Below are 25,024 nucleotides of genomic sequence, written 5' to 3'. Positions count from 1 at the left end.
CGGCGGGCACGTGTCCGCGCGTCGTGTTGAGCAGGCTGTCCTGCGCTCCTCCGAAACGAAGGTAGACAACCATGGCGTTTACAGACCCAAAGCGAAGAGTCGTCGTTACCGGTATGGGAGCGATCACGCCCCTCGGTCTCTCTGTGGAAGAACTCTGGAAGAATCTTCTGGCAGGCAAGAGCGGTGCCGGTCCGATCACGTACTTCGACGCGTCGAACTACGATACAAAGTTCGCATGTGAAGTGAAGGGATTCGATCCGATGAAGTACATGGATCGGAAGCTCGCTCAGCGAACGGATCTGTTCACGCAATTCGCCCTGTACGCTGCTGAGGCAGCTCTCAACGATTCGGGTCTGAAGCTTGAGACCGAAGATCGTGAGAGGATCGGTGTGGTTGTCGGATCCGGCATCGGGGGGATGTGGACCTACCAGAAGGCGATGGAGACCTTGTTTGAGACCAAGGGACCGCATAGAATCAGTCCGTTCTTCATTCCCATGATGATCTCCGATATCGCTCCGGGACGAATCTCGATGCGGTATGGGCTCAAGGGACCGAACTATGCGACGACATCGGCTTGTGCGACATCCTCGCATGCGATCGGCGATGCGTTCATCCTCATTCAGCGGGGTGATGCAGACATGATGGTCACGGGAGGCGCTGAGGGCACGATCTGCCCAATGGGTATAGGCGGATTCAACGCGATGAAGGCTCTCTCGGTACGCAATGATGCCCCGGAGAAGGCCAGCCGTCCGTTCGATCTCAACCGTGACGGTTTTGTGATGGGGGAGGGATCCGGGATTCTTGTGCTGGAGGAGCTTGGCCGCGCCGTTCAACGCGGAGCAAAAATCTACGCGGAACTGGGAGGCATTGGGTTCACAGCCGATGCACATCACATCACGGAGCCGGCCCCCGGTGGTGAAGGGGCTGTCCGATCGATGAGGCAGGCGATCCGGGATGCAGGCGTGAGTCCGGACGAAGTTGACTACATCAACACGCATGGCACGTCGACGCCGGTCGGCGACAAGAATGAAACAGCAGCGATCAAGACTGTGTTCGGTGAGCGCGCCCGTTCGATGGCGATAAACTCGACCAAGTCGTTGATCGGGCACCTCCTCGGTGCCGCCGGAGCCGTCGAAGCTATTGCGACAATCATGTCTATTTGTGAAAGTAGAGTCCATCCGACAATCAACTACGAGACCCCCGACCCCGAATGTGACCTGAACTACATCCCGAATGTTGCCCGGGACTGGTCCATCAATGTCGCGATCAGCAACACCTTCGGGTTTGGCGGTCACAACGCTTCGTTACTCTTCAAGAAGTACCAGGCTTAGCGTCGTGAGGTGGCGGATGAGTTGGAGTCTTGTGTGCTTAAGGCACTCGGAAATCTGTTTCGCTGGTTTCTCCCCCGTGGAAGTCGTACCCCTCACCCCGGACCGAACGCAGACACACTAGCCTCGGCGTTCAGAGAGAGGAAGTTCGACTCGGCACGATTTGAACAGCTCATCGGGTATCACCCGAAGAATTGGGCTGTTTTCTATGAATCCCTCCTGCATCGATCCTATCTGCAATATCTCGGACAGAACGTACAATCGAACGAAAGGCTGGAGTTTCTCGGGGATGCAATCCTGAATTCACTCGTGGCGGATTACCTCTACTGCCGCTATCCTTCGTTGGAAGAGGGCGACCTGACGAAAATCCGATCCCGTCTCGTCAACCGGAAAGCCCTGGCCCTTCGGGCAAAGGAACTTCATCTCTCCGATTACATGCTGCTCAGCTCCAGTGCGCTTCAATCAGTCGACAGTGGTTCGGATTCCATACTTGCCGACGCGTTTGAGGCAGTCATCGGCGCACTGTATCTTGACGGGGGACTGAACGCCGCCCGGACGTTTGTGTTGGGCGTGCTCCTGTCCCACACCGGGATTCTGAGCTCGGCGTTGACGGACGACAACTACAAGAGCGCCCTCCTGGAATATGCCCAGGGGCGTTCCATGGGTGTGCCTCGTTATGCTGTCGTGAAAGAGGATGGCCCGGATCACGACCGCCGCTTTACGGTGGAAGTATTCCTGGGGTCGGAGAGCCTCGGCGTCGGAATTGGCCGCAGCAAAAAAGACGCAGAGCAGGCGGCAGCCGCCCAGGGACTGGAACATATCAACAACACTCAACCAGTAATAACTGAAACCCGATTATGAAACAGCTACTTTTTGATGACGCAGATTTTGTTTCACGTCATATCGGGCCGCGGGATGCGGATGTCGAATCGATGCTTCGGACGATCGGAACCGGTTCCCTCGACCAACTGATTGACGAGACGATTCCGCAAACCATCCGGCTGACCTCCGAACCCGGCATTGCAGCCCCCGTCAGTGAATTCGCCTTCATCGATACTCTTCGGACTCTGGCGCGGAAGAACAAAGTCCTGAAATCCTATCTGGGCCAGGGATACTACGGATGCATCACGCCGGCAGTCATTCAGCGGAACATTTTTGAAAATGCGGGATGGTACACACAGTATACTCCGTACCAACCCGAAATCTCCCAGGGGAGGCTGGAAGCGCTCCTGAATTTCCAGTCGATGGTGATGGACATGACGGGTATGGAAGTGGCGAACGCCTCGTTGCTCGACGAGGGAACTGCCGCCGCGGAAGCGATGGCCATGCTCTTTGGCATCGTCAACAAGAAGACCAATGGTTCTCCCGCGTGTAAATTCTTTGTGTCGGACGAGTGCTTCGCACAGACACTTGCCGTCATCAAGACGCGCGCATCTGCTGTCGGTATCGAGGTGGTCGTCGGAGATTTCCGGAAAGCGGCACTTGATGCGTCGTACTTCGCCGCCATCGTGCAATACCCCACACAAGACGGGGCCGCATATGATTACAGGGAGTTCATCCAGGCCGCTCACGCCTCGGGCGTACTGGTCGTTGTCGCCTCCGATCTCATGAGCCTTGCCCTGCTCACGCCCCCGGGAGAATGCGGTGCCGATGTGGTGGTCGGGAATTCGCAGCGGTTTGGGGTGCCGTTGGGTTATGGCGGCCCGCACGCAGGTTTCTTCGCCACGAAGAACGAGTATATCCGGACCATGCCGGGAAGAATCATCGGTGTCTCCGTCGATGCGCAGAATAACAGGGCGTATCGCATGACACTCCAGACACGAGAGCAGCACATCCGACGAGAGAAAGCGACTTCGAACATTTGTACTGCCCAGGCGCTTCTGGCCATCATGGCGGGAATGTACGCTGTCTATCACGGGCCCGAGGGAATCCGGAGAATTGCCACGCGCATCAGGGCGTATGCCGAAGTCCTCGAGCAGGAACTTCAAACCCTGGGATTTGCCCAGCTCAATGAGGAGTATTTCGACACGCTCAAGTTTGCAGCGCCGGACGCTGTGACGGCCACGAAGGTGCATCAGGAGGCGGTGAAGGCCGGCTATAATTTCCGGGTGATCGATCCACTGCACATCGGAATTTCAATCGACGAGACAACGAACGACAGGGACATCGAATCGGTTCTCGGGATCTTCGCGCAGGCGAAGGGTGTCAATCCCCAACCGCTGAATGTGAAGCAGAAGTACGGTTCCATGGTGGTGGATCTGGCGGACCCGTTCAAACGCAAGAGCCCCTATCTGCAGCACCCTGTGTTCAACAGCTACCATTCTGAAACCGAGATGATGCGGTACATCAAGGGTCTCGAGAATCGGGATCTCTCGCTCGCATACTCGATGATTCCGCTTGGATCGTGCACGATGAAGCTGAACGCGGCAACGGAGCTCATGCCGGTCAGCTGGCCTGAGTTCGCCCAACTCCATCCATTTGCCCCGATCGAACAGGCAGAAGGGTACCGGCAGGTTTTCTCCGATCTGGAGAAGGACCTGTGCACTATGACGGGGCTTGCTGCAGCGTCTCTGCAGCCCAATTCGGGGGCGCAGGGGGAATTCAGCGGCTTGATGGTTATCAGGGCGTTTCATCAGGACCGCGGCCAGGGACATCGGAATGTAGCTCTTATCCCGTCGTCCGCTCATGGCACAAACCCGGCGAGCGCGGTGATGGCCGGATTCAAGGTTGTGGTTGTCGGCTGCGATGATCAGGGGAATATCGATCTCGGAGATCTTCGTGCGAAAGCGACTGCTCACAAGGAATCGCTCGGAGCGCTGCTCGTGACCTACCCGTCGACGCATGGCGTTTTCGAGGAGGAGATCAAACAAATCTGCGCCATCGTACACGAGAACGGTGGGCAGGTCTATATGGACGGCGCAAACCTCAATGCGCAGGTTGGACTCACAAGTCCGGGCGTCATCGGAGCGGATGTGTGTCACATCAATCTTCACAAGACATTTGGCATTCCGCACGGCGGCGGCGGACCGGGGATGGGACCCATCTGCGTTGCGCAGCACCTCGCTCCGTTCCTGCCGGGTCATCCCGTTGTGAAGGTCGGAGGATCGAAAGCAATCCATGCCGTTTCTTCCGCCCCGTGGGGAAGTCCGAGCATTCTGCTCATTTCCTATGCATACATCAAGATGCTCGGGCCCAAGGGAGTGACAGCCGCCACGAAGTTCGCGATTCTCAACGCCAATTATCTGAAAGCGCGGTTGCAGGAACACTATGCGGTGTTGTACCAGGGGAAGAATGGGCGTGTAGGACACGAATTCATTCTGAATATGAAGCAGTTCAAAGAGCAGGCGGGCGTCGAAGTCGAAGACATCGCCAAGAGACTCATGGACTACGGGTTCCACGCTCCGACCGTTTCCTTCCCTGTGCACGATACTCTGATGATCGAGCCGACGGAGAGCGAGTCAAAAGCAGAACTCGACCGGTTTGCCGAGGCGTTGATTTCGATCAGGAAGGAAATCCAGGAGGTCATTGACGGGAACGCGGACCGTTCTGACAACGTTTTGAAGAATGCCCCCCACACGGCGGCGGTTGTTGTCTCGGATCAGTGGACGCATGCGTACCCGAGGACGAAAGCTGCATTCCCCCTGTCGTATCTCGTGGGACGGAAATTCTGGCCTGCAGTGGGACGTATCAACAACACATACGGGGACCGGAACATCATCTGTTCATGTCCGCCGATTCAGGAGTATGCTGAGGCCGGAGAGTAGCAAAGCGTACGAGGGCGAGATGCTGATTGACGATGACGGCACGATTGAGAGTATCCTCCGCACAGCGAAGACGATCGCGGTGGTCGGTGCCTCGCCCAAGCCGTGGCGCGACAGCGGGAGTATCGCCCAGTTTCTGGCGGGGCGGGGGTATGCCGTTCTTCCTGTGAATCCCGCATACAGTGATGTCCTGGGCATGAAATGCCACCCCGATCTTACGTCCACGCACATGAAGATTGACATCGTCAACATATTCCGTAAGCCTGAGGAAGTTCTTCCTGTCATCGACGAGGCAATCGCGATCGGTGCAACGACGGTGTGGATGCAGTACGACGTGGTCAATGAGGAAGCAGCGCGGCGTGCCGGGGATGCAGGGTTGAACGTGATCATGGACCGATGCATAGCCGTTGAACACCGCCGGTTGATCAGGTGAGCGGAAAAGTCCCGATGAAAAACCCTTCCACTGAATCTGGAGGGGTTTTTCGCGTCCGGACTTCAGACCAGGAGATTCCAGTATCGTTGAGATAGCTGACATAGTGAACAACAAGGCATACTATTGGTTGGTGTTGATCCTCGGTCTCGTGGTGTGCGCCGGTGCGACAGCGCGACCGTCTGTGGACTCTCTTGTCGTGTCTAAGATTATCGTTGCCGGAAATGAAACCACGCAGGAATACGTCATTCTTCGCGAGATGAGCCAGAAGGTTGGTGCTCCTCTGGACACAGCGGCCTTGGAGCGCGACAAGAAGCAGGTATACAGCCTTCAGCTTTTCAACAAAGTCGATATTGGTTACGCTGTCGATGGCAACCAGGCAACGGTTACCGTCCGGGTCTCCGAGCGCTGGTACATTTTTCCGATACCCGTTGTCGGGTTCAAATACCGGGACCTCGAGAAGATGTTCTACGGACTTTCCCTCATTCATCAGAACTTCCGGGGGCGCAATGAGAAAATCATGGCGTCGGCGGTGTTCGGATATGACGGGTGGTTCAACCTCGCGTACCAGAATCCCAAATTGACTTCCGAAGGCGACGTCTTCCTGCGTACTGAAGCCGGGTTCCATCACGTGAGGAACCAGAATACCGACCAGGGAGAGTACGATCAAAAAGTGTCGGCCGGGAGCCTGACGCTCGGCCGGCGGTACGGTTTGTATCTGAACGTTCTGGGTTTCGCCCGCTTCGACATGTGGGATGTCTCCGACCCGAAGCAGAGCCGAACAGTCTCCCCAAACGGAATCGACCGCTTCATCACGATCGGCTCATCCGTACAGTATGACATGCGGGACATTCGTGAATACGCCACCTCTGGTGTCTATGCAATGTTCTCGGTGACGAAGTACGGCCTCGGGGAGTCGGATGTCAATCTCCTGAGATACGGAACCGATCTTCGGGGCTACCAGTTGTTGGCGGGAGACGTTGCTCTGTGTGGACGGGCCTTTGGGAGCTTTCTGAGTGGCGGAGTCTCTCCATCCTATCTTCACGCATATTTTGGATACTTCGATCGTGTCAGGGGTTACTATAAGACGGTGCTCGAGGGGGACGACATTCTCGGTGGGAGTGCAGAACTGCGAATACCGATTCTCAAGCCACGGTATACAACAGTTTCGATCCCATATCTTCCCCCTGAGTTCAGCGTCTGGCGATATGGTTTGTATGCCGGCCTCTTTGCCGACGGCGGAACGACCTGGTTGCGCGCTGACAGAGTATTCAGCAACCCGTGGTATGCCGGCTATGGAGCCGGCCTCCATTTCCTCCTGCCGTACAGTCTTGTTCTGCGTACGGAATACGCATTCAACCAGCATGGGAGAGGCGAGTTTGTGCTAGGATTCGGCGCCTCATTTTAACTTATGGATTACTTCTTCGTTGAACCAAAGGATGTTCATGGACGCGTCGCACTTCTCCGCGGAGACGAGTTCAAGCATCTTGCGCGAGTGTTGAGAAAAAAGGCGGGGGAGCGGATCATGCTGGTCGACGGGGAAGATCACGCGTTCGAAGCCGTGATTCACTCCATCGACGACTCGCACGCAGAATGCGAAATCCTCGATGTGAAGCAGAGATTTAACGAACCAAGGATCGATGTTACGCTGGCGGTCTCTCTGCTTCGGAACCCGGCCCGCTTCGATTTCCTCGTGGAAAAAGTGACAGAGCTTGGTGTGCGTGCTATCGTTCCGCTGTTGTGCGATAGGACAGTTCCCCGCAGCGAGAAACATGCACGCTTCGAGAAAATAGCCCTTTCCGCAATGAAACAATGCGGGCGGTCATTCCTGCCGAAAATACATCCGCTTTCATCCCTTGCGTCGGTTCTCGATCGTGCGGAAGATCATGCATTGCGGCTTATCCCGCACGAAAAGACCGAGCAATCGCACTTCATCGGCTCTGTCCTGCAGCATCATGCACAGGCGACATCTGCCCTCATTGTCATCGGACCGGAAGGGGGATTCACAGTGGAGGAGATGGAGCTCGCGAATGCAAAGGGGTTGGTACCGATTTCACTCGGGCCGCGCCGCCTGCGTGCGGAAACCGCGGCGATCTCCGCAGTGAATTGGGTGATGGGGAGCTGGTAGGTGGAGTCGTCGGACAGAAGAACGATCTGAGTGTTCCAGAACTCAATTCCCGCGTATTGACTGATCCACTGCGGAAAGGACATCGCGAGTCCCGTTTTCGACGTTCGCCATGATCCCTTTGTATTGCTCCGAGATCTGCTGAACAAACCCTGCGTCAGTCAATCCCCCAAGGTTGATACGAACATTGAGCGCCGCTCCGGCACAGCCTGCACGCAGCATGAGTGCTGCGACGCCGGCGTCGGAGGCCGAATTTTTGTTTCCATTCTGCGCAACAGTCAGCACGAAGCCCATCACCTGTTCGCACACGTTCATGACCTGCAACGGAATCAACGTCGCCGATTTCGTCGCTTCCTGAATTGCCGCTGTTCGTACCGCCTGTTCCTGTTCTGTCACTTTGGGCAGCCCGTATGCCGTCATCACGGCATTGAACGCCTCGGTGTCCCGGTCGATGAGAATCGTGAGTTCTTTTCTCATTGCTTCGGTGTGCTGAAGCACTGCCGCCATCTCGTCTTGCACGTCGGCATATTTCTTCTTCCCGATTGTCAGATTGCATACCATCGAGGCAAGCGCCGCGCCGGCGGCACCGGCGAGGGCTGCGACACTCCCGCCGCCTGGGGCGGGTGAATTCGATGCAAGTTCATCGAGGAATTGTGTTACGGTTTTTTCGGTCAACATGCGTTCTCCTGTCGACAGATCCGGCCTCCTGCGAAGGAGGGCTCAGAGCATATACTCGATGATCTTTTTGCCTGGGTCGAACGGCTCGAGCTGGCTCAAGCCAAGTTTCTGTATGGCACAATCGACGAGCTCGTTCTCCGAGAGTTCACGGTTCTTCGCGTCGCCGGCCTGGAAGTAGCGCCCCGCCATCAGGAGTGCGTTCATCGGCGTTAAGCCGATAATCTCGCTTCCTGTAACATCGGCCCCCAGGGAACGTGCCTGTTTCCTCACTTCTTCGAACGCCGCATGAGGAGACGTGGTTTCATAGTCAGTGAGGTTGATCGAAACCTGCGCGATATGGAACCGTTCGAGAAACACACCCATGGCTTTCACTGCCTTCAGTGTGCCCGGCACTTTGACGCTTTCCCCCTTCTCGTTTTTTACGATTTCGCCCGCAGCGTTTTTGAGCGGCCTTCCGCTTTCTCTTATCCGGAGTGCGATCTCCTGCGCAATATTCGCATCCGGGGTATTCAGATTCACATTGTAGGCGATGAGGAATTTCCTGGCTCCGGTCACCGTAGCGCCCGATTGCGCGTTGAACTGTGTGCCGCCGTAGTCCGGTGTCCAGGCCGGGTCCTTCAGCTTTTTCTCCAGCCCCTCGTACTCTCCTTTTCGGATCGTCGCGAGATTCCTTCGTTCGGGTGTTCTCGCCGCAGACTCGTACAGAAAAATCGGAATCTTGAGGTCCTGCGAGACTCGTCTGCCGTACTCGTTGGCCAGGTTGACACATTCATCCATGGTCACATTGGACACGGGCACAAACGGAACGACGTCCGCGGCTCCGATTCTCGGATGTTCCCCCTTATGAGAGCGCATGTCGATCAATCGCGCAGCTGCTTTTGTTGCCTGGTACGCTGCTTCGACGACGGCATCGGGTGCACCGACAAATGTCACAACAGTTCGATTGTAGTCTTTGTCGGGCTCAACATTCAAGAGCGTGACGCGATCGACTGCGCGGATGCTCGCCGCAACCGCTTCGATCGTTTCTTTGTTACGCCCCTCGCTGAAATTTGGAACGCACTCAACTATTTTCTTCATGAGAATTCGAGAATTGTTCCATTCTTGATGATTTTTGCAGCCAGATTCGTTCCGAAGTGATAGGCAAGATAGCGATAGTTGGGGATTTCGTAAAGAATAATGTCCGCACGTTTCCCGATTTCGAGGCTTCCAACCTGGTCCGAAATCCCCATCGCGGCGGCTCCATTGAGCGTAACAGCTGTAATTGCCTCCTCGGGGGTCATGGACATCTGTGTGCACGCGATGGTCATCATCAGCGGCATGGAGAATGACATGCACGATCCCGGGTTGAAATCGGAGGCGATTGCCACCGGAACCCCCGCGTCGATGAGCTTTCTCGCGGGAGCGTAAGGATTTCTGAGGAAGAAGGAAACGCCGGGGAGCAGGACGGCAACCGTGCGGCTGCCGCGAAACGCTGCGATGGCATCATCCGAGACGTGCTCAAGATGGTCTACCGAGAGCGCCTGAAGTTCGGTCGCCAGCTGCGTTCCGCCGATCGAGTTGAATTCATCGGAATGAAGCTTCAGGCCAAGGCCATGGCCCCTGGCGTGCTCGAGAATCCTCCTCGACTCCTCCAGGGAAAAGTAACCCACTTCGCAAAACACATCGCAGAAGTGAGCCAACTTCCGTTTGGCAATGTGCGGCATCATCCGATTGCAGAGAAGGTCGATATACTCATTGCGCCGTTCTCTGAACTCCGGAGGCACGGCGTGCGCGCCGAGGAAGGTCGAGCGGATTGTTATGAGATGCTCATCGGCAAGTTCCGTAATCGCCTCCAGCATCTTGATCTCTCCATCTTCGCTGAGGGCGTATCCGGACTTTATTTCAACAGCTGTAGTCCCTTGCTTCATCATTTCATCGAGATGCTTGCTCGCCGCCTTCTTCAGCTCCTTCTTTGTTGCCGCACGAGTGGCCATGACGCTGCTGAGAATCCCGCCCCCCTGCGCTGCGATGTCCTGGTAGGTTTTTCCTTCTGCGCGCATCGCAAACTCGTTCTCCCGGCTGCCGCCGAAGACCGCATGCGTATGCGAATCTACGAAACCTGGGAGGGCCACATACGAGGAGCCGTCAAGCGTGTCCGCGTCGGGTTCCAGCGTGTTGGTGAAATCCGCTGCGCTGCCGATCCATGTGATCACGCCATTCTCGACGAGCACGGAAGCATTCTCGATGACGCCGAGGTCACGCATATCGGTCCCCGTCTTGCAGGGTCTTCCTTCGCTTCGAACCGTGACGAGTTGTCTGAGGTTGCTTATCAAGAGCTGCATGGTGTCCAGCTATCAGGTTGTTGTCGGTTTCTGTGCATGAATCCAGACATAGGCGCCTTTGGCAACGTGGAGGCGTACGATGAAGTCATCCAACGATTTGAGCAGTCGCGCCATCGGATGCCGCAGAGATGGGAACATTCTGATCTTTGCGACCAGGTAGAACCAGAATGGGCAGAACGTCCGCTGTTCGAGAATGGTGAAACGATCTCCAATCTCATGAAGCATCGAAGATTGTGTAATCTCTTCGAAGGGGGAATCGTGGTGGAGCGTGCCTGATGCCGAGTCCTCGAGAGATGCACGCTTTGTCTTTTCTGAGGCAAGGAATGCTCCGAAACGTTTCCGCAACCCCCATTTTGTTCGGTACGGTTGGTACGTCGGAAGCACGGCGTAAAGAAATCCTGCCACGAGCCGGCGGAACACTCCCATCCCGATGTAGTCTATGACGAGGAAGCGCCCTCCGGGTCGGAGCGAATCGTTCACTTCGCCGCACAACCTGTCGAGTGTCAGGATATGGTGCAAGGAGTCGTGTGCCACGACGCAATCGAATTCTCCGCGATGCAATTCCATCGTATTGAGATCCCCGATCACGAAAGTCGGAGCATTCTGGAGACGAACCTTCACGGCTTTCGCGCGCGCTCGCGCTATCCGCTCCGGGCTCAAATCGATACCGGTGACCTGCATGCCCCGGGAGGCAAGTTCGAGGGTCAGGTTCCCTTCCCCGCATCCGAGTTCAAGGATCCGCGGGCCAAAGGCAACCGCGGTCTCCACAAGATGTCGGTATTCGGCACCGAAGAAAATGTCAAAAAGGACCGAATCGTGCCAGATTTGAGGGTTTTTTGGGTCCTTTCGGACCTCACCCCAGTGCCGGGCTTCCTGGGCGATCAGTTTGCTGTATTTCTGGGAATCCATCTCAAGCTCAGCCGGGGGCGCGTTGGTGAAAAAACAAGGCACGTTTGTGCGAGGCAAGAAACAAAGAAGTGCCTAAAGAATCAAGCAACGGGGCTCGGTTTCACGGGCGACGGCAATTCGGGCGACTCGAATCCCGGACAGGCGAAGACCGGAAGCCGCGGGTATCGTGCGTAGCGGCTGTCCGTTTTCGATCGCTCGCAAAACGTAAACGTGCTTCCGCGTGAGCTCGTGATGCTGGAAGCGTGGCGGCATTCGGCACACAGCCCGATATCAGAATATTCTTCAGTCGGCAGCATGATGGATTGGCGCGGACTACCGCGAAGCCTGTTCTTTGGAGTGTTTGAGATGGTGGGGGAGCAGTGTCGAATAGATGACCCGATGGATCGGTGTCGGAACGCCGAGCTGTTCACCGAGTCGAACAATCGTTCCGTTGAGCGCTTCGATTTCCATCGGCTTTCCTGCAACGAGATCGAAGTACATTGACGACCGGGTATCATCGCTGAATCGTTTCAATCCCTCCAGCACGCGAGCTTCATCCACCGGTTCGACATCGACACCGAGCTTCCAGGCAACCGATTGAACCTCTCGCATCGCATCGAACATCAGGCCTACCGTTCGCTGGTTGTCCAGGATTTCTCCGTGTGTCAGCCGGGACAATGCCGTCAGCGACCCCATCGACGCGATGAAGATCAGCTTTCTCCAGAGCTCCTTCGTGATGTCGTCCTGCAGCTGCGACTTGATACCGGCGCGGAGCATCGTTTCGTGAACAGCTTGGGCGTGAGCATTCGCTTTTCGCTCCTGCGGCCCGAAGACGATTCGCTGGAAACCTCCGACTTCAGTGATCTCGCCAGGAGCGGAGATCCGGGAGGAAATGTATGCGACCCCGCCGTAGACGTCTCCCCGTGTGATAGTCTTCCTGATCTTCTCTTCGTTGTCGATTCCGTTCTGGAGAGGTATGATAAGCGAGTCATCACGCAGGATCGGCGAGAGCTGACGCGCTGCCGACTCCGTATCGTACGACTTGACGCAGAAGAGGACGACGTCAGCCGCGCCGATCGAATGAACCTCGTCGGTCATTTTCCCCGGTGGGACGGTGAACGTCCCGACAGTCGATGTGATCTGAAGCCCGCGCCGTTTCATGGCGTCGAGATGACTGCCGCGGGCGATGAACCAGACGTCTTCGCCTGCCAGGGCAAGCCGCGCTCCAAAATATCCGCCAATACCACCTGTGCCCAAGATGACGAAACGCATGTCCGGGTTTCCGTTTCTGACGTTAGAGAGATGGTTTCTGTTGAGACAATCTGAAACTGATTGATGACAGGGCGCTCATCGTCCTTTTCAATTGGTCATCGAGGTTATTGAGGAACTGCGCTATTGTGGCGAAGTCCGCCTTTTGAGAGTGTTCCTCTATTGCCCGTGCAACAGCTGCCAGGTCAGCTGCACCGACGTTCAGGCACGCGCCTTTCAGCGAGTGCGCTGCGTAATGCAATGTGTCCCGATCTCTTCTTTCAAGCGAGTCCAGGATGGAAGCGTGAAGTCGTTGAAACAGAGGCGCATAGGAGTCGATCAAATCGAGAATAAAGCCCGGCTCCGTGCCAAGGCCTAATTGCCGGATGCGTTCAAGTACGGCCTGTTCGAGTTGGTCGGAATCAGATCGGGGTGGCGTCTGCATGGCGTCCTTCGTTGTACGGCTTGTCAACAAAGAAGTGCATCAACCCGGCTGAAGCGCCGCGACCGTGCCGGACTTGAGGTCTTCAGCCGGATGAAGATCCTTTGGAGAGCTTGATTCTGACAGCTTCGAGTGAGGCCAACGTCCTTTCCAAACACTCATCGAGTGTTGTCAGTTGTTGCGCGGCGGTCGTCAGATCCTTGTTTACGGCACAATCTTCAATTGTCCGGGACACGGCGGCCAGTTCGTTCGCGCCAATATTCAGGCATGCACCCTTGAGTGAGTGAGCAGCATGGTGCACATTTCTTACATTTTGTGTTGAACACCCATCCCGGATTGCATCCGCTTGTTTCTTGAGGAGGGGAGCGTAGGATTCGACAAGTTCGAGTACAAAATCAGGATCGGTCTCCAATCCCAATTGATGCACCCGCTCGACCATCGATTGTTCAAAGTCCGATGATGGAGAATAGACCGATGTCTCCGGGGGCGACGACCTCACCTTGGCTGTTTTTGCCCATCGTTCGAGTACGCCTTGAATATCCGCAATTCGAATCGGTTTCGTAATATAGTCGTCCATACCTGCCTGGATACATTTTTCCCGGTCTCCCTGCAGTGCGTCAGCCGTGACCGCAACGATAATGGGGCGATCCCGCTGGACATTCCTGCTGACGATCACGCGGCTTGCTTCCATGCCGTCCATCTCCGGCATATGGACATCCATGAAGATGATGTCGTATCGTTTCTTGTCGAGCGCGTCAAGGGTTTCCAAGCCGTTTTCTGCCAAATCCGCAGCGTATCCCAACTGTTGCAGTACCCGAAGCAACAGTTTCTGATTGGCCGGATTGTCTTCGGCGATCAGAATGCTCAACGGCAGCTTTTCTCCAAGACGTTCGACAGGCTTTGCCGGGGTCTTGTGGGCTGATCGTCTCGTCCCACCGAGAGTCTCTATCACCATCTTGAACAACTGATCTTGCTTGATCGGTTTTGACACTGACGCGAAAAAGAGATCCGCGGCACCAATCTCTGCATTTGTGGTTCCTCCTGATGTGAGAAGAATCAGGGGGAGAGATTCCTTCGGCCGCAGCGCCCGGAGTTCTTTGGCCAGCTGGACGCCGTTCATCCCCGGCATCATCATATCCAGAATGGCGATATCATACGGATCACCCTGCTGAACCCATTGAATTGCCTCCTGAGGGGAAGGGGTTGTTCGTGCAACCATTCCCCAATGCTCGCTTTGCGCGCGAAGAATCATGAGATTCGTGCTATTGTCATCCACAATCAGGATCCGCTTGCCGCTCAGTTCGGGTATCTTTCCTCTGAGGAATACTTTGGGAAGCACGAGTTCGTCGGGAGGCGTGAGCGTCTTGATGGTGAAGAAAAACGAGGAACCTCTTTCATGTTCGCTCTCGGCCCAGATCTTCCCTCCCATGAGCTGCGTAAGACGCATGGAGATGGCCAGCCCAAGCCCTGTTCCTCCGAACCTCCGGGTCGTTGACGAATCCACCTGCGAGAAGGCTTTGAAGAGTCGGTCGAGCTTGTCCGGCGGGATTCCGATGCCCGTGTCCTTGACAGCGAACAGCAGTTCCAACTGATTGCCCAGCTTCCAGCCGAGCTTCACGCTCACCGATACTTCCCCGCGTTCCGTGAACTTGATGGCATTCCCGACAAGGTTGATCAGGATCTGGCGGATGCGGGTCATGTCGCCGACAATGAACGCCGGGACCTGAGGATCGATCCAGTAGAGGAGGTCGAGCCCCTTCTGCAGAGCCTTGTGTGAGAGGAGGTCGAGAACCTCTTCGATGCACGCACTTAATTCAAGTGGGGCTTCCTCGAGATCGATCTTGCCTGACTCGATCTTGGAGAAATCGAGGATGTCATTGATGATTGTGAGGAGCGAGTCGCCGCTGTTCCGGACCGTTTCAACAAAATCCCGTTGTTCGTCGTTGAGCGTAGTCTGAAGCAGCAAGTCCGTCATTCCGATGACGCTGTTCATCGGCGTTCTGATCTCGTGGCTCATCATCGCCAGGAATTCGGATTTTGCCCGCGTTGCCGCCTCGGCTGCCTCCTTCGCTCCCTTCAGTTCTTCTTCAGCTTTCTTGCGTTCGGTGATGTCTCTGAATCCGCTGAGAAACATCTTCCGGCCCCTGAACACCACGATATCGGTCGTGACGAGCACAGTTCGCTTCTGCGCGTTCTTGGTAAGAATGGTGGACTCTGTCTCCGGCGAGTGTCCTTGCTCGAGCAGGATCTTCAGTCCGTCGAGTGCCCGCTGACGATCGTCTGCGTCGGGGTACAGGAGCTTTGAGAAATCGCCGCTGGAGTTGGCCTCTGCCATGGAATATCCAGTCAACTTCTCCATTGCCGTATTGAAAACATCAAAATGGCCCTTTTCGTCGCTCAGCGTTATGCCGGACTGAACCGTTTCAATGATCTGCTCCAGCCTCCGCTCGCTCTCCGCAAGATTCTCTTCAGCGGCCTTGCGGACGGTGATGTCGCGGGAGATCGTAACGATATCAATGATCTCTCCCGACGACTCATCCCGCACGGTTTTGTTCGTCGATTCAATCCAGAGATACGTCCCACTCTTCGTCCTGGCCCGATGGATAAGCGTGAATGAGTCCGGTAAATCGGTGACCTTGATTTGAGCGATCCGGGCCTTGACGAGATCGTCAGGATGGAAGAAAAAGAAAGACGGCTTTCCAACCATCTCCTCCACATCATATCCCAGGATGGTTTTGCACGCCGGAGAGACGTAGGTGTAGATGCCATGCAGCGTCTGGCGGGAAATGACATCCGTGGTGTTTTCGGCGAGGATCCGGTAACGGGCTTCGCTTTCCCGGATTACTTCCTCGATACGGCGTCGTTCAGTCATATCGGAGATGAGTGCCAGAACGAGAGTGTCTTTGTTCTTGACATAGGTCAGAGATATGTCGGCGGGAAATTCGCTGCCGTCTTTTCTCAGAGCGATGATCTCAATCCCGGTTCCCATGGGACGGTTCTTGGGAATGCCGAAGAACGCGGACCGCTGAGAGACATGCGCAGCGCGAAAGCGGGCAGGTACAAGATCCTCGATCGTGAGTTTCAGGAATTCTTCACGGGAATACCCAAAGAGCTGCTGTGCGAGTCCATTCACGAGTGTTATGGATCCGGCCGCATCGCAGAGAACGATGCCGAGAGATGCCGCTTCCACAAGAGTGCGGAACCGGGCTTCACTTTCCCGGACAAGCTCCTCGGTTCGTTTTCTCTCGGTAATATCACGACCCGCTGCGTAGATGATGCTCTGAGACGAATCCTTTGTTGCGTTCCATTCGATCCATCTGAAGGATCCATCCAGACAAGAGAAGCGCGCTTCGAAAGCGATCACATGTTCCCCCTGGATCGCCGTGCGGAACTGCATTTCCGTGTTAGCGCGATCGTCAGGGTGAACAAAATTGATGAACGGCTCACTCAGCAGCCGCTTTTCATCGAATCCGAGGATTCGTTGCCAGGATGGATTGACGCGTTTGAAGAAGCCGTCGAATCCAGTGATGCAGAGCAGATCGAGTGAGAGGCCGAAGAAACGGTCGCGTTCTTCTTCCGCTTCTCGGCGACGCGTAATATCACGCGCCACTGCCTGAAACCCGGCGACTTTTCCATCGTGCACGAGAATCTGGAGATTCTGTCCAAGCCAGAGAATGTCGCCTGACTTGGTCTGAACAGGAAACTCGTAGTATGTGTTGGGTTTTCCCTGAGATCTCTGGAGCTTATAGAACTGCTCGGCCTTGCCCCTGAATTCCGGGACGATGAGGTCGAGGTAGTGCGTTCCCATGATCTCTTTTTCCGAATAGCCCAGGGTCTGCAGGGCGATGGGATTTGCGTACGTGAAACGGCCTGCACTGTCAGCCCGATAGATAATATCGGTGGCATTCTCGACGAGTTCGCGGTATTCCGCTGTTTGCCCACGTCGTGCCTTGACCAACCCAGCGACCTTTTTCGGGGATCGTGTGGTTGCTCGAGGCGTCTTCTTCCGGGAGGGAGTTTTTTTTGCAGAGCGTGATTTCACAGCGATTGGCTTCTCCACATTATGGCATCATCGGGATCTTGATGTCCCACGTTTTGGCGTTCCTGATCGCTCGTTCATATCCGGCATCAGAGTGGCGAATTACACCCATACCGGGGTCGTAGGTCAATACGCGTTGGAGCCGCTGCGCCGCTTCTTTCGTGCCGTCACAGACGACGACCATCCCTGCATGGATCGACAAGCCGATGCCGACGCCGCCGCCGTGATGGACGCTCACCCAGCTTGCGCCCCCGACGGCGTTGAGCAGAGCGTTGAGAATGGGCCAATCGGCGATCGCATCGCTGCCGTCTTTCATGAGCTCGGTCTCACGGTTTGGCGAGGCAACGCTCCCGCAGTCGAGATGGTCCCGCCCGATCACGATTGGGGCCTTCACTTCTCCGTTCGCCACGAGGTCATTGAAAATCTTTCCCATCTTCGCCCGTTCGCCGTATCCTAACCAGCAGATGCGCGCCGGCAGGCCTTGGAAGGAGATTTGGTTCTGTGCTTTCTCAATCCAATTGCAGAGTCGCTTGTTTTCGGGGAACGTCTCCAGAATTGCCCTGTCTGTTCGATAGATATCTTCCGGATCTCCCGACAACGCGACCCATCGAAACGGACCTTTGCCGTCACAAAACAGCGGTCTGATGTACTCGGGCACGAAGCCGGGAATTGCGAATGCATTCTTCAACCCGTTTGCCTGTGCCTCGCCGCGAATGTTGTTACCATAGTCGAACACGATCGACCCTTTCTTCTGAAGCTTCAGCAAGCCTTTCACGTGGGCGACGATCGATGCTTTCGCCAGTGCCGCATAGCGTTCAGGGTCCTTTTTCCGGAGCGCGAGGGCTTTCGCATACGGCATACCCGCGGGAACATATCCGTTGAGCGTATCATGCGCCGAGGTCTGATCAGTGACGATGTCCGGCAGGAATTTCCCGTCGGCGATTCTGGGGATGATGTCTGCGGCGTTGCCCAGCAATCCGACGGAGAGAGGAAGTTTTCTTTCTTTCGCAGCACGAATCTGCGTCAGTGCGTCGTCCAAATTGTCCGACATTGTATCCAGATAGCTCGTCTTCAATCGCCGCTGGATGCGATCGGGATCGACCTCCACAACGAGGCATGCTGCGCCGTTCATCGTAGCCGCGAGCGGCTGAGCTCCTCCCATGCCGCCGAGACCAGCCGTCAAGAGGAACTTGCCCGCGAGAGATCCCCGAAAATGCCGGACTCCGCACTCCGCAAACGTTTCGTAGGTCCCCTGGAGAATGCCCTGGCTGCCGATATAAATCCAGCTCCCGGCAGTCATCTGGCCGTACATCGTCAGGCCGAGAGCCTCCAGCCTACGGAATTCATCCCATGTGGCCCACTTCGGGACGAGCATTGAATTGCTGATGAGGACGCGTGGAGCATTTGTATGCGTCTTGAAAACTCCGACAGGCTTTCCCGATTGAACAAGAAGCGTTTCGTCGTCTTCAAGGGCTTTGAGACTTGAGATAATAGCATCGTAACAAGCCCAGTTCCTCGCGGCTTTTCCGGTTCCGCCGTACACGATGAGTTCAGCCGGTTTTTCGGCAACTTCGGGATCCAGATTGTTCATCAGCAACCGAAGCGCTGCTTCCTGTATCCATCCTTTGCAGCTCAGCGTTGTCCCGCGCGGCGCGTGCACTTTGCGATGGGGAGGGGATACCGTCTTCTTTTTCATGACTGAACTCCGTTTGTCATCGTTGTATTGCTCATTTGCAGGCTACCGCAGTGATCTCGATTCGGGCTTTCGCCGGGAGGTTTGAAACTTCCACCGTCGTGCGTGTCGGGAAACGACCCTGCACAAAAAAGCTGCTGTAGATCTGGTTCATTTTCGCGAAGTCATTCATGTCTTTCAGATATACCGTGCACTGCACGACATCGGCCATCTCGTAGCCGGCCTTCGACAGGATCGACTTGATGTTCTCGAGGGCTTGACGAGCCTGTGTTTCCACATCGTCCCCTGCGAGCTCGGTTGTCCCGGGCTTCATCGCAATCTGGCCCGAGAGGTAGAGGAAGGGGCCTACTTTCACTGCCGGGCTGTATGGCCCAATAGTTTTGGCATCTGTGATGAACGTATGGCTTGGTGCGCATCCTGCCAGCAGGCTTGCGAGAACGAGGAACGGGAAGAGCTTTTTCATTGGGGCCTCTGATGATATTCGTTGTTGTCGCAGGACCCCGTCTGACCAACGGGTGTCCCGGGTTCATTAGAGCTTGTAACCGATTGTTCTCAGGAATTCTTTCCGTGTCTTGATATCGGTCTCTGTTTCAATTCCCTTTGTTTTCACACCGTCGATGACTCCCAGGATGCCTCTTCCCTGAGGCGTCTCTGCGACGATGACCTCGACAGGGTTTGCAGTGGCGCAAAATATGCCGCACACCTCTGGTATGTTCTTGATTGTATTGAGGATGTTGACGGGAAAGCCATTCTCCATGAAAAGAATGAAACAATGCCCGCATGAAAGAGCGAGGGCGTTTTGTTTCGCGAGTTCGATCAGCGAGGAATCGTTGCCCGTGTACCGGACAAGGGCTGGGCCGGACGATTCGCAGAATCCAAGTCCGAACTTCATGTGTGAGTTCGTCTGAACGATAGCCTCATGAATGTCCTCGACCGTCTTGATAAAATGCGATTGCCCCAGAATGAAATTTGTCGCTTCCGGTTTTTCGATGGTGACGGTTTTCAAATCCATGGTGTGTTCCTTCCCAATCGATGTGCGTGTTGTCAATCGCCTTTGCTTCACCACACGGAATGCGCTCCGGCACAGGTGATCAAGCGCCTCCGGCGTTTTCACTTCAGATCACGGCTGATTCCCGGTGAGGCGTTCTTGAGAATCAGTCCTTCAGCGTGTGATTGGATTCAAGAAGCCACTGGAGGACACCGCGTCCTTCCTCTAGAGGATCCGCTGTGGAAATGCAAGCGAGGCTGCATTTTCTCATCTCAACCCGGCTCCGGATATCCTCCCAAAGGAGAACAGAGATGGTCCGGCTGAGGTGGGGTTCGTGACCGACCAGCAGCACATTCCGCTGTCGGGCTTTTCGAAGTTCCCCGACAATCTGCTTCGGGTCGCTGGATGAGAGGAGCGATTCGGTCGTTTGCACCGATACTGGTTTCAACTGCCGCTGGACGGCCTCCGCTGTCTGTCGTGCCCGCAGCAGCGGACTGCAATAGATCAGACTTAACTCCGCGCGTGTCCCGGCGAGATACATGCCGACTGCGGATGCCTGCCGCAGGCCAAAATTGCTCAATGGCCGATCATGATCTTCGAATCGTGAGGAGTCAATGGCATCGCCGTGGCGAAGCAGATAAATGATCATACCTGTCGGGCAGGAATCAAAACAGCATGCAGCAGTGGTCGACCTTTAGTCAATTCCGGTCCGAGATTTCAACTGCTCAGGGTTTGGTGAGTTCGTACTGCTGGATCTTCGTATAGAGCGTCTTCAGACTGATGCCGAGGATTTTTGCTGCTATGTTCTTGTTCCAACTCACTGATTTCAGTACGCCGTCGATGTGAGCTTTCTCGATCTCCGTCATCGGGACGGCGCTCCCGAGCCGGGGGTTCCCGGGATCGATCGGCATCAGCGGCTCGATCAACGAGCGATTGCCGATGGGGAGGGCAAGGTCGTCCACTCTGATGAGCTCATCACGTGAAAGTATGGCAGCACGCTCGATGACGTTTTCCAGCTCTCGCACGTTTCCCGGCCAATCATATTTCACCAGCAATTCCAGGGCCTTTTCATCCACCCGTTTCGGGCCCTTTGCACGGAAGTGCTTCTTCAGAAAATGCTCGACCAGGAGGGGGATATCCTCCTTACGTTCCCGCAATGAGGGAAGATTGAGCGTGATCACGTTCAACCGGTACAGAAGATCTTCACGGAACCGGCCGGCCGCGACTTCCTGCAGCAGGTCCTTGTTTGTAGCCGAGATGATGCGCACGTCGGATTTCAGGTTCTTGTTTCCGCCGACACGACGGTACTCACCGGTTTGAAGAAACCGGAGCAGCTTCGGCTGGATCATCATGGAGATCTCACCGATTTCGTCGAGGAACAATGTTCCCTCGTGCGAGATCTCCACCAATCCCTCTTTCGCGGAGCTTGCGTCGGTGAATGCGCCCTTCTCATGACCGAATATCTCACTTTCGATGAGCGTTTCCGGTATGGAGGAGCAGTTCAGCGCCAACATCGGTGCGCTCTTCCGGGCGCTGTTCGCATGGAGAAAATTGGCGATGAGTTCTTTGCCGGTACCGCTGGCTCCCTGTATGAGGACGGTGGAATCCGTCGGTGCGATGCGCGCGGCGAGATTCAGAATATCGAGAAACGCCTTGCTCTGGCTGACGATCTGCGAAGAAATGGTATGCCGGTCCAGCTCGGTCCGCAGGGCCTTGTTCTGGAGTACGAGCTGCTTCCGCTCGAGAGCGCGCTTGATGATTGTCAGTAATTCATCAATCGCATAGGGCTTGGTAACGTAGTGGAAGGCTCCTACCTGCATGCATTCCACGGCAGTCCGGACATCGCTCATGCCGGTCAGCATGATGACCTGCGTGTCGAGATAATGTTCTTTGATGAACCGAAGAACTTCAATGCCATCAACACGGGGCATCTTGACATCGAGCAGCACGATGTCGAACGGAGACGACTGGATACAATTGATGGCGGTGACACCATCCTGTGCGGTTTGAACCTCATACCCCTCTTGCTCCAGCACCCCTTTGAGGGCGGACAGGATAGCGGTTTCGTCGTCGACAGCAAGAATTGATGTTGGCGCTTTTGATGCGCTCATTCTCCTGTACCCTCGCTAACGGATTGGAAGCGCAAAGTAGAACGTTGCTCCTTTGTCGGTTTCCGACTCGACCCAGATTCTGCCGCTGTGAGCCTCGAGAATACGCTGGCAGATGATGAGGCCGAGATTCGTTTTCTGATCGTCTTTTGGGTTCGTGACGTTCCGATAGCGATCGAAGAGGCCCGCGAGCTCTTCCTGAGGAATGCCGGGACCGCTGTTGAAAACGGAAACCATCACATAGTCAGCCGGCTGCTGCCCCTCTTCCATCACCATGGCAATTTTCCGGATGTGGATTACAACGACTCCCTGTCCCGGAGTCGTGCGGACAGCGTTGCTCAACAGATTTTGCAGGACCTGGTGAATTTTCTGTCGATCGAATTCAATTGCCGGAACATCGGGTTCGGGATGAATATCGATGGTGACCTTGTTGGCTTGAAGCGGAACGTGGAACTCCTGCGCAGCCTCCTGGACGAGGTCGCTCACCTCGCTGATTCCCTTGTTGAGCCGCACTCTTCCTGCTTCCAGCTTCGTAAGGTCCATCATATCGGTGAGAAGGCCTATGACCCGGTCGATCGAGTTGGTCATGTACCCCAACAACTCTTTCTGATGCTCGCTCACGGGTCCAGCCATTTCTTTCACCAGATATCCGATGCTTTGCCGAAGGCCCGAAATTGGATTATGGAGATCATAAAGCAACCTTGAGGTGTGTTCGGACTGCAACTGCCGGATGCGCTGCTCGGCATCGCGTTTGCTTATCAGCAAGTGCAGCTGGGGAACGAGCTGGTCGAGATCGATCGGTTTGGTGAGATACTCCTTCGACCCCAGCTTCATGGCTTCGACCGCCATGTTGACATCGCTCATCGCAGTCATCATCACCGCGTCGGTGGTCGGCGAATTCTTCGTGATGAACCGAAGAACTTCAAGTCCGTTCACGCCCGGCATCTTGATGTCGAGCAAGGCTATGTCAAAATCCTTGGTCTGAACCAGCTTGATCGCCTCAAGCCCGTCCGCCGCCTGTTCCACATCGAATCCTTCGTCGCTGAGCCACGCGGCGATGGTTGTTCTCAGTGCGTCTTCGTCGTCAGCGAGCAAAACGCGGATTTTCTGTTCGTCCATGATATCGGGATCGCCGTTTATTGGGTAAAGCCTGAAGCCCCTGTTGACTGTCGCTGCCCAGGACTTCACAGGGAAGTCAATGCGGCCGGAGAGTGGGGAGCCGATGAGGTCGTACAAACCCCAAAGAAATCTCGCGAGATAATAACGAGATTCGTCAGAAAAGTCAATCATCGGCATCACATGACGCTCAAGGTTGAATCTCAGGTAAGTCAACCGTAAATTGCCATTGATATCCACAGAAAGCTCACCGCCAAGGCTCCCCGATGAAGACGTTTTTTCTCGACGGCAACTCACTGACGATTCCGCTTCTCGATGAAATCGCGCGCCAGAACGTGCGCGTCGAGTTGACGCCGGGTGCGAAGAGAAGAGTTGTGGCGGCACGACGGCTCATTGATGAGTGGGTTGATTCCGATCGCACGGTCTATGGCGTCACGACCGGCTTCGGAGAATTCAGCAATGTTCGGATCGACCTGAAAGACATCGAACAGCTCCAGGAAAATCTGATTCTCAGTCACGCGGCAGGAGCCGGCGAACCGCTTCCGCCGGAAGTGGTGAGGGCCATGATGGTTCTTCGGGCGAACGCCTTGGCGAAGGGGCATTCAGGAGCGCGGCTCGAAACGGTAGAGATGGTGCTCGAGATGCTGCGGCGGGGAATCACACCTGTCGTGCCGTCCCAGGGATCCGTCGGAGCAAGCGGAGACCTTGTCCAGCTTGCCCACCTTGTTCTTGCGATGATGGGGAAAGGGAAGGTATGGCTCGAGAACGATCATTCCCAGGCGCCCACCTGGACAGACCGGTCGCGTAAAACGGTTTCGGCATCCCATGCCCTTGCAAGTGTTGGACTCAAACCAATCCGACTTGCTGCCAAGGAAGGCCTCGCGCTGATCAATGGGACGCAAATGATGACGGCGTTTGCCGCTCTCGCTGTGCATCAGGCGATGGCGCTCTGCAAGCTTGCCGATGTGGTGGCGGGAATGAGCGTCGAAGCCCTGCGCGGCAGTGACACTCCATTCGACCCGAGGATTCACAAGCTCAGACCCTATAAAGGTCAGATCGCTGTGGCCCGGAGCATGAGACGCTTGATGAAGAAAAGTGAAATCCGGGGCTCGCACCGGTACAACGATCCAAGAGTCCAGGACGCTTATTCGATTCGCTGCATCCCGCAAGTCCACGGAGCATCGAGAGACGCGATCGGGTATGTGTATGGCGTGATCACCACCGAAATAAACTCCGCCAACGACAACCCGCTCATCTTTCCTTCCGACAAGGCTCATCTCGAAGGGGGGAATTTCCACGGTCAGCCCATAGCGCTCGCCATGGACTTTCTTGCCATCGCCCTGGCAGAGCTTGCGAATATTTCTGAACGTCGCACCGAGAGGCTCGTCAATGGTTCGCTCAGCGGACTCCCGCGCTTCCTCACGGAAAAAGGGGGACTGAACTCGGGATACATGATCGCCCAATATACCGCCGCATCCCTTGTATCAGAGAACAAGGTCCTTTGCCATCCAGCGAGCGTCGATTCAATCCCGACGTCTGCAAACCAGGAAGATCACAACAGCATGGGTTCCATCGGGGCGCAGAAGGCGTGGAGGGTGCTCAAGAATGCCCAGACTGTGCTCGCAATCGAAATGTTGTGCGCAAGCCAGGGGCTCGACTTCACGCGGAAGATCGAGGGAGGCCGAACCATCAAGGCGGGGGAAGGCGTGGAGGCAGCGTACCGGTTTGTTCGTTCGCATATCGATCATCTGGAACGAGACAGAGTGTTGCACACGGATATTCAAAAGGCTCTTGAGCTGGTGCGGAACAATGCGGTGTTGAACCGTGTTGAGCAGAGAATCGGTTCTTTGGACTAGGTC

At 55.5% G+C, this 25,024-nt stretch carries 20 protein-coding genes; 7 read left to right on the top strand and 13 right to left on the bottom strand.

Features of this window, described 5'->3' with window-relative positions; genetic code table 11:
- Positions 1 to 71 precede the first annotated feature (71 nt).
- The 6 genes from fabF to NTU47_12965 all read left to right on the top strand — a co-directional run bounded on the left by fabF (position 72) and on the right by NTU47_12965 (position 7,647).
- Positions 72 to 1,331, top strand: coding sequence for a beta-ketoacyl-ACP synthase II (fabF, locus tag NTU47_12990; protein MCX6134723.1), 1,260 nt, complete (start codon positions 72 to 74; stop codon positions 1,329 to 1,331).
- Positions 1,332 to 1,364: 33 nt separating this feature from the next.
- On the top strand, positions 1,365 to 2,189 hold the full coding sequence (gene rnc / locus NTU47_12985; protein ID MCX6134722.1) for a ribonuclease III: 825 nt from the start codon (positions 1,365 to 1,367) through the stop codon (positions 2,187 to 2,189).
- Positions 2,186 to 5,092, top strand: coding sequence for an aminomethyl-transferring glycine dehydrogenase (gcvP, locus tag NTU47_12980; protein ID MCX6134721.1), 2,907 nt, complete (start codon positions 2,186 to 2,188; stop codon positions 5,090 to 5,092). Before rnc ends, gcvP begins: the two co-directional genes overlap by 4 nt.
- A gap of 19 nt (positions 5,093 to 5,111) precedes the next feature.
- Positions 5,112 to 5,522, top strand: a complete 411-nt coding sequence (locus NTU47_12975; GenBank protein ID MCX6134720.1) for a CoA-binding protein — start codon at positions 5,112 to 5,114, stop codon at positions 5,520 to 5,522.
- 103 nt (positions 5,523 to 5,625) lie between these two features.
- Positions 5,626 to 6,927: a hypothetical protein gene (locus tag NTU47_12970; GenBank protein ID MCX6134719.1), complete on the top strand. Its 1,302-nt coding sequence runs from the start codon at positions 5,626 to 5,628 to the stop codon at positions 6,925 to 6,927.
- Positions 6,928 to 6,930: 3 nt separating this feature from the next.
- Positions 6,931 to 7,647: an RsmE family RNA methyltransferase gene (locus tag NTU47_12965; GenBank protein MCX6134718.1), complete on the top strand. Its 717-nt coding sequence runs from the start codon at positions 6,931 to 6,933 to the stop codon at positions 7,645 to 7,647.
- Between the two features lie 42 nt (positions 7,648 to 7,689).
- Here the strand turns inward: NTU47_12965 and NTU47_12960 are convergent, their stop codons facing one another.
- The 13 genes from NTU47_12960 to NTU47_12900 all read right to left on the bottom strand — a co-directional run bounded on the left by NTU47_12960 (position 7,690) and on the right by NTU47_12900 (position 23,345).
- A complete protein-coding gene (locus NTU47_12960; protein ID MCX6134717.1) occupies positions 7,690 to 8,322 on the bottom strand; it encodes a cyclodeaminase/cyclohydrolase family protein in 633 nt (210 codons plus the stop codon).
- Positions 8,323 to 8,364: 42 nt separating this feature from the next.
- The gene (gene ftcD / locus NTU47_12955) at positions 8,365 to 9,399 is read right to left on the bottom strand and encodes a glutamate formimidoyltransferase (GenBank protein ID MCX6134716.1); all 1,035 of its coding nucleotides are present in this window, start codon (positions 9,397 to 9,399) and stop codon (positions 8,365 to 8,367) included.
- Positions 9,396 to 10,643, bottom strand: a complete 1,248-nt coding sequence (gene hutI, locus NTU47_12950) for an imidazolonepropionase (GenBank protein MCX6134715.1) — start codon at positions 10,641 to 10,643, stop codon at positions 9,396 to 9,398. The genes ftcD and hutI overlap by 4 nt, the downstream gene beginning before the upstream one ends.
- Before the next feature lie 12 nt (positions 10,644 to 10,655).
- Positions 10,656 to 11,552, bottom strand: a complete 897-nt coding sequence (locus NTU47_12945) for a methyltransferase domain-containing protein (protein MCX6134714.1) — start codon at positions 11,550 to 11,552, stop codon at positions 10,656 to 10,658.
- Positions 11,553 to 11,864: 312 nt separating this feature from the next.
- Positions 11,865 to 12,803 carry a 2-dehydropantoate 2-reductase gene (locus NTU47_12940; GenBank protein ID MCX6134713.1) on the bottom strand — a complete coding sequence of 313 codons (939 nt, stop codon included), beginning with the start codon at positions 12,801 to 12,803 and terminating at the stop codon, positions 11,865 to 11,867.
- Positions 12,804 to 12,825: 22 nt separating this feature from the next.
- Positions 12,826 to 13,224 carry an Hpt domain-containing protein gene (locus NTU47_12935; protein MCX6134712.1) on the bottom strand — a complete coding sequence of 133 codons (399 nt, stop codon included), beginning with the start codon at positions 13,222 to 13,224 and terminating at the stop codon, positions 12,826 to 12,828.
- A gap of 82 nt (positions 13,225 to 13,306) precedes the next feature.
- Complete coding sequence (locus tag NTU47_12930) at positions 13,307 to 17,263, bottom strand: PAS domain S-box protein (GenBank protein ID MCX6134711.1); 3,957 nt, start codon at positions 17,261 to 17,263, stop codon at positions 13,307 to 13,309.
- Between the two features lie 19 nt (positions 17,264 to 17,282).
- On the bottom strand, positions 17,283 to 18,956 hold the full coding sequence (gene hutU, locus NTU47_12925) for a urocanate hydratase (GenBank protein MCX6134710.1): 1,674 nt from the start codon (positions 18,954 to 18,956) through the stop codon (positions 17,283 to 17,285).
- Positions 18,957 to 18,987: 31 nt separating this feature from the next.
- Positions 18,988 to 19,416, bottom strand: a complete 429-nt coding sequence (locus NTU47_12920) for a RidA family protein (GenBank protein ID MCX6134709.1) — start codon at positions 19,414 to 19,416, stop codon at positions 18,988 to 18,990.
- Positions 19,417 to 19,482: 66 nt separating this feature from the next.
- A complete protein-coding gene (locus NTU47_12915; protein ID MCX6134708.1) occupies positions 19,483 to 19,965 on the bottom strand; it encodes an adenosine-specific kinase in 483 nt (160 codons plus the stop codon).
- A 142-nt stretch (positions 19,966 to 20,107) separates the two neighbouring features.
- Positions 20,108 to 20,590: a phosphohistidine phosphatase SixA gene (gene sixA, locus NTU47_12910; protein ID MCX6134707.1), complete on the bottom strand. Its 483-nt coding sequence runs from the start codon at positions 20,588 to 20,590 to the stop codon at positions 20,108 to 20,110.
- Positions 20,591 to 20,666: 76 nt separating this feature from the next.
- The gene (locus NTU47_12905; GenBank protein ID MCX6134706.1) at positions 20,667 to 22,052 is read right to left on the bottom strand and encodes a sigma-54 dependent transcriptional regulator; all 1,386 of its coding nucleotides are present in this window, start codon (positions 22,050 to 22,052) and stop codon (positions 20,667 to 20,669) included.
- A 15-nt stretch (positions 22,053 to 22,067) separates the two neighbouring features.
- Positions 22,068 to 23,345 carry a response regulator gene (locus NTU47_12900; protein ID MCX6134705.1) on the bottom strand — a complete coding sequence of 426 codons (1,278 nt, stop codon included), beginning with the start codon at positions 23,343 to 23,345 and terminating at the stop codon, positions 22,068 to 22,070.
- Between the two features lie 86 nt (positions 23,346 to 23,431).
- On the opposite strand from NTU47_12900, the gene hutH reads away from it, so the two are divergent.
- A complete protein-coding gene (gene hutH / locus NTU47_12895) occupies positions 23,432 to 25,021 on the top strand; it encodes a histidine ammonia-lyase (GenBank protein MCX6134704.1) in 1,590 nt (529 codons plus the stop codon).
- Positions 25,022 to 25,024 lie beyond the last annotated feature (3 nt).

This window comes from Ignavibacteriales bacterium, assembly GCA_026390595.1.
In the GTDB taxonomy this organism is placed as follows: domain Bacteria; phylum Bacteroidota; class Ignavibacteria; order UBA10030; family UBA10030; genus UBA9647.
The sequence above is the reverse complement of the archived record's forward strand: the minus strand, read 5'-3'. Positions and strand labels throughout refer to the sequence as shown.